The sequence below is a fragment of the Mesorhizobium sp. M4A.F.Ca.ET.050.02.1.1 genome, assembly GCF_003997725.1.
In the GTDB taxonomy this organism is placed as follows: domain Bacteria; phylum Pseudomonadota; class Alphaproteobacteria; order Rhizobiales; family Rhizobiaceae; genus Mesorhizobium.
Window position 1 is genome coordinate 1 of record NZ_RZSG01001390.1, and the last position, 654, is coordinate 654.

The following is a 654-nucleotide window of genomic DNA, read 5'->3' on the forward strand; positions in this document are numbered from 1 at the left end:
TGTCAGAACCGCGCCCCGAATATGGCGGCATCGTGCTGCACGAGACCTTCGGCAATTTCGCCTTTGCGATTGCCGCGCGCGTACTCGGCCTGCGCGACATCGGCCCGGCGATCTCGCCCTTCAACGCCTTCCTGATCCTGACCGGACTGGAGACGCTGCCGCTGCGCATGCAGCGCCACTGCGACAATGCGGCGAGCGTCGCCGGCTGGCTTTCGAACCATCCCAAGGTCGCGTGGGTGAGCTATCCCAGCCTGCCGGGCGACAAGAACAACGCCCTGCAGAAGAAATATTCGCCGCAGGGCGCGGGCGCGGTGTTCACCTTCGGTCTCAAAGGCGGCTACGCGGCGGGCGTCAAGTTCGTCGAGGCGCTGGAGCTTTTCTCGCATCTTGCCAATGTCGGCGACACCAAGTCGCTGGTCATCCATCCGGCCTCGACCACGCACCGCCAGCTTTCCGACGAGCAGAAGATCAAGGCCGGCGCCGGGCCGGACACGGTCCGTCTTTCGGTCGGCATCGAGGACGTCAACGACATCGTCGCCGACCTCGAACAGGCGCTGGACAAGGTCTGATGGCGGCGCCGAATTTTCTCTCTGTCGATGTCGCAAGCGCCGAGCCGGAGGCCGGCGCGCCGGCTCCGGACCGGCTGATTTCGGG

General features: G+C 65.6%; 1 protein-coding gene. It reads left to right on the top strand.

Translation table 11 applies throughout. The features are described from left to right. The coding region (locus EOA33_RS37705) for a PLP-dependent transferase (protein ID WP_190234539.1) at window positions 1–569 on the top strand (569 nt) is incomplete at its 5' end. Window positions 570–654: the final 85 nt, after the last annotated feature.